The sequence below is a fragment of the Mycobacterium sp. AT1 genome (genome assembly GCF_002043095.1).
Classification (GTDB): domain Bacteria; phylum Actinomycetota; class Actinomycetes; order Mycobacteriales; family Mycobacteriaceae; genus Mycobacterium.
The window spans coordinates 1-6,641 of sequence record NZ_MVOC01000097.1; the positions used below are offsets into that span (position 1 = coordinate 1).

Genomic DNA, 6,641 nt, shown 5'->3' on the forward strand with positions numbered 1-6,641 from the left:
GGACGGTCAAGTCGTGGCGGCGCAGCACCTCCGCCCCGATGGCGTCGACCGCCTCCCGTGGATCGGCACGGTTGGTGCCCGCAGCACGCTCGGCGATGACGACGAGGCGCTCGCCGTCGTCTCCTGGGACGGTGAACGCCGCGACGTAACCGCGCCTGACGATCGGTGAGGCGTCGGCCACGGTGGCTTCGACGTGCTGCGGGTAGACGGTGCGTCCGCCGACCATCACCCGGTCGGCGATCCGGCCGGTGACGTACAGCTCGCCGTCGAGGTAGAAGCCGAGATCGCCGGTGCGCAGCCAGTCCGCCGTCGCGGCAACGCCGGCGGCGTGGCTGCCCGCCGCGAGCGGGGAGTCCAACCGGGCGTGAAACGTGTGCGCGCTTTCCTCGGGCCGATCCCAGTAGCCGCGACCGATGTTGTTGCCGTGCAACCACATTTCACCGATTCGACCGTCAGGGAGCTCGCCGGCCGTGTCGGGGTCGACCACTGCCGCCCACAGACTGCGAGCCACCTGACCCGACGACACCTGAGCCACCGCCGCCGGGGCGTCGGCCGAAACGGGCACCGCGCAACCGGCTTCGAGCTCGTCGCGGTCGACGTAGAGCACCGTGGCCGCGGCCGTCGGAGCCGTGGTCGAGATGAACAGCGTGGCCTCGGCGATGCCGTAGGACGGCTTGATCGCCGTCGCAGGCAACCCGAACGGCGCGAACGCCTCGTTGAACGCGGCGATGGCGTCCATGCTGACCGGCTCGGAGCCGATGATCATCACGACGTTGGCCAAATCGACGTCGTCGCCGGGCGCCGGCCGTCCTCGCAGCGCCGTCCACTCGTAGGCGAAGTTGGGCGCGGCGGTCACCACCCGCCCTTCTCGCGACACGTCGGACAACGCGTTGATCCACCGCTGCGGCCTGCGGACGAACGCGGTGGGCGACATCAGAGTCGAGTGTCCGCCGTAGACCGCCGGGAAGCCGATCATGGAGAGCCCCATGTCGTGGTAGAGCGGTAACCAACTGACGCCGTGAGTGTTTCGGTTCAGCAGGTCGATCGACAGGATCATCTGAATCAAGTTGGTACCGACCGCGCGGTGGGTGATCTCCACCCCGACGGGTGGACGCGTCGCACCGGACGTGTACTGCAGGTGCGACACGTCGTCGACGTCGACCTCGACCGGGGTGAAGCCGTCACCGTCGGAGTCCGGAATGTGCTCGAGGACGAGCACTTTGGGCCGCAGCGCGGGCGGGAGGTGGTCGAGGAACGACTCGACGGCCTGCAGCGCCGCCACGGTGGTCAGCACGACCGACGGCCTTGAGTCCCGCAGCGCCGTGTCGAGACGTTCGGCATGCCCGGGCAATTCGGGCGCAAACAGCGGCACGGCGATGTTGCCCGCCTTGATCGACGCAAAGAATCCGATCACGTAGTCGAGCCCTTGCGGCGCAAGGATCGCCACCCGGTCCCCTCTGGCTGCGACGCTCTGCAGCCGGGCGGCGACCGCTCGCAACCGGACACCGAGACCGGCCCAGGTCAGCTCGACGGCTCGGCCCGCATCCGAGCCGGTGAAGTCCAGATAGCGGTAGGCGACGGAATCCCCGACGTGGGCAACGTTGCGGTCGATCAACGACGGCAGCGTCACCCCGGGTGGGAGCTCGACGGCCCCGTCGGCGGTCAGGCAGTCCTCGATGCGCAGCAGGCCGTCCGGGGCGATGTACTCCTGTCGAGAACCACGTGCCATACCGTCAATCGTAGGCCGTTCAGCCAATGGCAAAGCCGTTGTCTCACCGTCGAAGACGTGAGCATCACCACGCCGGCGCCCCGGTGCGACGACGCCGGAAAACCAAGTCTGCTCCGCGCGCGTCTTAAGTCGGTTCACCGACGCGCACCAGCATCTTGCCGATGTTCGCCCCGGTGAACAGTCCGTTGAGCGCGTCGACGCACGACTCGATGCCGTCGTAGACGGTCTCGCGGTGTACCAGCAGGCCTTGCTGCTCCCACCCCCGCAACGCGGCGAAGGCCTCGTCGAACCGGCCCCATTCGTCGAGCGCGTTGAACCCCTGCATGGTCGCCGTCTTGGCCAGGATGTTCACGTAGTTGGCCGGCCCCGGGTGCTCACCGGTCAGGTAGCTGGAGATGACGCCGCACAGCACCACCCTGGCCTTGGGTGCCAGGCGCCCGAGGACGGCGTCGAGGATGGGACCGCCGACGTTGTCGAAGTAGACGTTCACCCCGCGCGGGCACGTCTCCTTCAGTGCGGCGGGCAGGTTGCCTGCGCGATAGTCGATGCACTCGTCGAAGCCGAAGTCCTCGACGACCGCGCGGCACTTGTCTGGACCACCCGCGATGCCGACGACGCGGGCACCGGCGATCTTCGCGATCTGGCCTGCCACCGAGCCGGTGGCGCCCGCGGCAGCCGAGACCACCACCGTCTCGCCCGGCGCCGGTCGGCCGATGTCGTTCATCCCGAAGTATGCGGTGGCGCCCGTCGGCCCGTAGATCGACATCACCGCCAGCTGGTCAATCTCGTCCATCCCCGTCACCGGCGTACAGAAGACGTCGTCGCGCACGATGGCGTACTCCTGGAACCCGCACAGAGTCGTCACCACGTCGCCGACGGAGTAGGCGTCGCAACGTGACTCGACCACCTCGCCGATCCCGGCGGCCCTGATGACCTCGCCCAGTTGCACCGGCGGAAGATAGCCGGGCTGGTCGTTGAGCCACGTCCGGGCGGCGGCGTCGATGCCGACGTAGGTCACCCGGACGAGTGCTTCGCCGTCGGCGGGCCGGGGTGCCGGAGTCACCACCAGTTCGGTGTCGTCGGCATCGACGAGGCCTTGGGGCCGGCGACGCAACACGATCTGGCGGTTCGTCAGGTCGGACACCAGACGAAACTAACCGACCGGCAGTCCCCGCGGACCGCGTTACGCATTGCTACTCCGTGTAGCATTCTGTAACAGGAGGTTGAACCATGTCGGAAGTCGCCGATCGCGTCACCCGCTTCGCCGCCGACCTGGTCGCCAGCGCCGAAGCCGAAGGCGCGCGCCAGAGTCGGTCGGCAAAGCAGCAGCTCGACCACTGGGTCCGCGTCGGCCGCGCGGTGTCCAGCCAGCAGACGGCGGCGCGCCGCCGGGTCGAGGCCGCGATGGCCGGCGAGCTGCCGTTGCGCGAGCTGACCCTCGAGGAGGGCGTGGTCTTCAACGCCGAGATCTCCGCCGGCATCGAAGAAAGCCTCTCCCGCACCGACTACGGCCGCGTCCTGGCCGCGCGCGGGGTCACCACGGTGGCCCTCGACGAGCACGGCGACATCGTCGAACACCGCCCGGACGGCACGTCGGTCGTGCTGACCGGCGCGCCGTGACGGTGGAGTGAATCGCCTCGATCTGGTCGTGGGCCCGAACGGCGCCGGCAAGTCGACCTTCGTCGAACTGACGCTTGCGCCGCTCCTGCGCGGCAGCGTCTTCGTCAACGCCGACGAAATCGCCAGACAGCGCTGGCCGGAAGACGCGGAGTCCCACGCCTACGACGCCGCCAAGATCGCCGCCGACACCAGGTCGACACTCGTCGAGCGCCGACTGTCGTTCATCGCCGAGACGGTGTTCTCCCACCCGTCGAAGCTCGAACTCGTCGCCGCGGCCAAGGTTGCCGACTACACCGTCGTCCTGCACGTGCTGATGATCCCCGAGGACCTGGCCGTCGAGCGCGTGGCGCACCGCGTGGCCGCGGGCGGACATGCCGTGCCGCCCACCAAGATTCGGGAGCGACACCGTCGGCTCTGGTCGGTGGTCGTCGACGCCGCCCCCATGTGTGACGGTGTCACCTTCTACGACGGCAGCGGTATCCGCGGACCCCGGATCGTCGCCCAGATCAGCGGCGCAGACGTGATCGGTTCACCGTCGTGGCCCGAGTGGGCGCCGCAACAGCTCACTTCACGCTGGCCGGGGTGAGGTGACGAGTCAGGCGATGATGCGACCGACGTACGGGGTCATGTTGGCGGTACGCACCGGGGACACCTTGATGCCGGTGTCGGTGGCCTCGAGCATCTGGCCGTTGCCGACGAACAACGCCACGCTCTGCGTCCCGTCGGGACCGAAGAAGATCAGGTCGCCGGGAAGCGCCAGGCTCGGCGCGACCTTCTGTGAGACCTTGTACTGCTCACCCGACGAGCGGGGCAGCTTGATGCCCGCTCCGGCGAAGGCGTAGACGATGATGCCCGAGGCGTCGAAGCCGACGACGGTGGGCGCGGGAGCAGGCGCAGCGCCGAGGACGGTCGAACCGGGGACCGTGCCAAAGGCGCTGCCCGGATCGGTACCGGGGGTGTTGGCACGCTGCTCCGTCGCGAGCGCGTCGGTGGTGGGGCCGCTTCCGAGAGTGGGACCGTTGGCGTCGCCGCCGCCGTACGCGAACGGGACCCCAACCTGGGAGACGGCACGCTTGATCACGAAGTCGACGGCCTGCTGGTTGCGCGCGGGCCGCTGATAGGGGTCGGCCGACGCGAGTCCCGGCGTCGCCACCAAGACGGCGAGGCTGATCACGAAGGCGAAAATGCGTCTCATCGGAAGTTCCATCTCTCTACAAACGTCGGGGCGACAACTCACTTCTACTACCCCACAACGTCGGCAACCCAATTGCCGAGTGCCCCAACGCCAATGAGCCGCCATACCGTGACCCAACGGTGACGACCCGGGTAAGTTCGGCACCCATGAGCACGCAAACCGAGACTTGGTCAGAACGACTGTGGCGGGAGATCGAGCCGACGTTCGCGGCGATCCTGTCCCACCCCTTCATCACCGGACTGACCGACGGGACCCTGGACACCGACGTGTTCGCCCACTACCTCGCCCAAGACGTGCACTATTTGCGCGACTACGCCCGCGCATTGGCCGTCGTCGGCGCGAAGGCGCCCACCCTGACCGACACGGCCATGTTCGCCCGACATGCCGCCGACGTGCTCGACGTCGAACTCGGTTTGCACGGCACTCTGTTACCCGCGCTCGGATTGCCCGCCTCGGCGATCGACGAAGACGTCATGCCCACCACGCGGGCGTACACCAGCTATCTGTTGGCCACCGCGTACGGAGGAGGCTTCGCCGAGGGCCTGGCCGCAATCCTGCCGTGCTACTGGATCTACGAACGCGTCGGCGCCGCCCTGCTCGAGCGCGGCTCCCCCGATTCCCGGTATCAGAGCTGGATCGACAGCTACGGCGGCGAGGAGTTCGCCGCCGCCGTCGCGCAGGTGCTGGCGCTGACCGACGAGATCGGGCGGACGCTCAACCCGGCGGAGGAGGCCGTCGCCAGGGCGCACTTCGCGACCACGGCCCGCTACGAGTGGATGTTCTTCGACGCCGCCCACCGCCGCGAGCAGTGGCCCATCTAAGGGCTAGTCCCCGCCGAGAGTGAACTCGTTGGCGTCATTTCGGTCGAACATGACCAACGAGTTCACCCTCGGCGAGCTTGAAATCAGCTCAGCGCTGCGAGCGCCGCGTCGTAGTTCGGCTCCTGCCCGACCTCGGGCACCAGCTCGGAGTACACGACGTTGCCGTCAGCACCGACCACCACGACGGCCCGGCCGAGGAGCCCGGCGAAGGCGCCGTCGGCCATGGTGATGCCGAAGTCCGTGCCGAAGCTACTGTCCCGGAAACCCGAGGCCGTGATGACGTTCTCGATGCCCTCGGCGCCGCAGAAGCGCTTCTGTGCGAACGGCAGATCGTTGGACACGCACAGCACCGCGACACCGGTCGCGGCGGCCCGCTCGTTGAACGTCCGCACACTCGTGGCGCACACGGGGGTGTCGACCGACGGGAAGATGTTGAGCAGCAACGGCTTTCCGCTGAACTGATCATTGGTGACGGCACCCATGTCGGTGCCGGTCAGGGTGAATCCGGGCGCGGGCGATCCGACCGAGGGAAGCTCGCCGACCGTGTTGATGGGATTTCCGCCTAGCGTTATCTGTGCCATGGGAACAGTCTGCCAAGCCCGGCGCGGACTCGTGGGGTCGGGTCGTCGCTTGGCGGCGTCACGCCGATCAATACGCAAGCTGGTTGACCGCCTTGGCAAAGACCCGTGGCAGGGCCGACGCCGCAGGCACGATGCGCGCCCGCACCGGTGGCATGCCGCCGGCCCGCACCAGCCCCGCCGTCAACAGCCGGTAGCGCCGGGTCACCCGTCGCCACTGACGGTCGTAGTCGGCGGGCCGGTCGGCAACCACGCAGTTCACCAATTGCCGTGCGGCGCCAAAGGCGAGCCCCATGCCCTCGCCGGTCAGCGCATCGACGTACCCGGCCGCGTCGCCGACCAACATCACCCGGCCCGCCGTCCGGCTGCGGGCAGACTGCCGCAGCGGGCCAGCAGCCCGATCCGGCCCGTTGGCATGCCCGTCGACCCGCTCCCGCAGCTCGGGAAATTCGTCGAAGTGGGTGTCGAATCCGCCGCGGGTGGAACTGAGGATCGCGATGCCGACGCAGTCGTCGGCGACCGGCGTCACGTAGGCCTCGGCGCCGCGCGCCCAATGCACCTCCACGGAGTCCGTCCACGGCGCGATCTGGACGTGCCGCCGGATTCCCCACCGGCGCGGCCCCGGGCTGGCCTTCTCCAGGCCGAGCGAACGCCGGATGGGCGAGTGCAGCCCGTCCGCCGCCGCCAGATATCTGGCG

The 6,641-nt window shown here is 68.7% G+C and carries 8 protein-coding genes; 3 read left to right on the forward strand and 5 right to left on the reverse strand.

The window, feature by feature from the left end; translation table 11 throughout:
- A partial coding sequence (locus tag B1790_RS32615) for a fatty acyl-AMP ligase (protein WP_079927421.1) occupies window positions 1-1,729 on the reverse strand: 1,729 nt, incomplete at its 3' end.
- A gap of 124 nt (window positions 1,730-1,853) precedes the next feature.
- A complete protein-coding gene (locus tag B1790_RS32620) occupies window positions 1,854-2,873 on the reverse strand; it encodes an NADP-dependent oxidoreductase (RefSeq protein WP_079927422.1) in 1,020 nt (339 codons plus the stop codon).
- Between the two features lie 86 nt (window positions 2,874-2,959).
- On the opposite strand from B1790_RS32620, the gene B1790_RS32625 reads away from it, so the two are divergent.
- Together B1790_RS32625 and B1790_RS32630 are read left to right on the forward strand one after the other, a co-directional pair.
- Complete coding sequence (locus B1790_RS32625; protein WP_079927423.1) at window positions 2,960-3,349, forward strand: hypothetical protein; 390 nt, start codon at window positions 2,960-2,962, stop codon at window positions 3,347-3,349.
- A 7-nt stretch (window positions 3,350-3,356) separates the two neighbouring features.
- Entirely contained in the window at window positions 3,357-3,935 is a 579-nt protein-coding gene (locus B1790_RS32630) for a zeta toxin family protein (protein ID WP_079927424.1), read from the forward strand.
- A 9-nt stretch (window positions 3,936-3,944) separates the two neighbouring features.
- Here the strand turns inward: B1790_RS32630 and ripD are convergent, their stop codons facing one another.
- The gene (ripD, locus tag B1790_RS32635) at window positions 3,945-4,544 is read right to left on the reverse strand and encodes an NlpC/P60 family peptidoglycan-binding protein RipD (protein WP_079927427.1); all 600 of its coding nucleotides are present in this window, start codon (window positions 4,542-4,544) and stop codon (window positions 3,945-3,947) included.
- A gap of 146 nt (window positions 4,545-4,690) precedes the next feature.
- Here ripD and tenA point away from each other — a divergent pair, with 146 nt between their 5' ends.
- A complete protein-coding gene (gene tenA / locus B1790_RS32640) occupies window positions 4,691-5,365 on the forward strand; it encodes a thiaminase II (RefSeq protein WP_079927425.1) in 675 nt (224 codons plus the stop codon).
- Between the two features lie 83 nt (window positions 5,366-5,448).
- Here the strand turns inward: tenA and tpx are convergent, their stop codons facing one another.
- Both tpx and B1790_RS32650 read right to left on the reverse strand, forming a co-directional pair.
- Entirely contained in the window at window positions 5,449-5,946 is a 498-nt protein-coding gene (gene tpx / locus B1790_RS32645) for a thiol peroxidase (protein WP_079927426.1), read from the reverse strand.
- Between the two features lie 67 nt (window positions 5,947-6,013).
- A partial coding sequence (locus B1790_RS32650; protein ID WP_198952185.1) for an NAD(P)/FAD-dependent oxidoreductase occupies window positions 6,014-6,641 on the reverse strand: 628 nt, incomplete at its 5' end.

Coding starts and splice junctions, on each gene's coding strand:
- B1790_RS32625 (WP_079927423.1), top strand. CDS start 2,960: ATGTCGGAAGTCGCCGATCGCGTCACCCGCTTCGCCGCCGACCTGGTC.
- ripD (WP_079927427.1), bottom strand. CDS start 4,544: ATGAGACGCATTTTCGCCTTCGTGATCAGCCTCGCCGTCTTGGTGGCG.
- tenA (WP_079927425.1), top strand. CDS start 4,691: ATGAGCACGCAAACCGAGACTTGGTCAGAACGACTGTGGCGGGAGATC.
- tpx (WP_079927426.1), bottom strand. CDS start 5,946: ATGGCACAGATAACGCTAGGCGGAAATCCCATCAACACGGTCGGCGAG.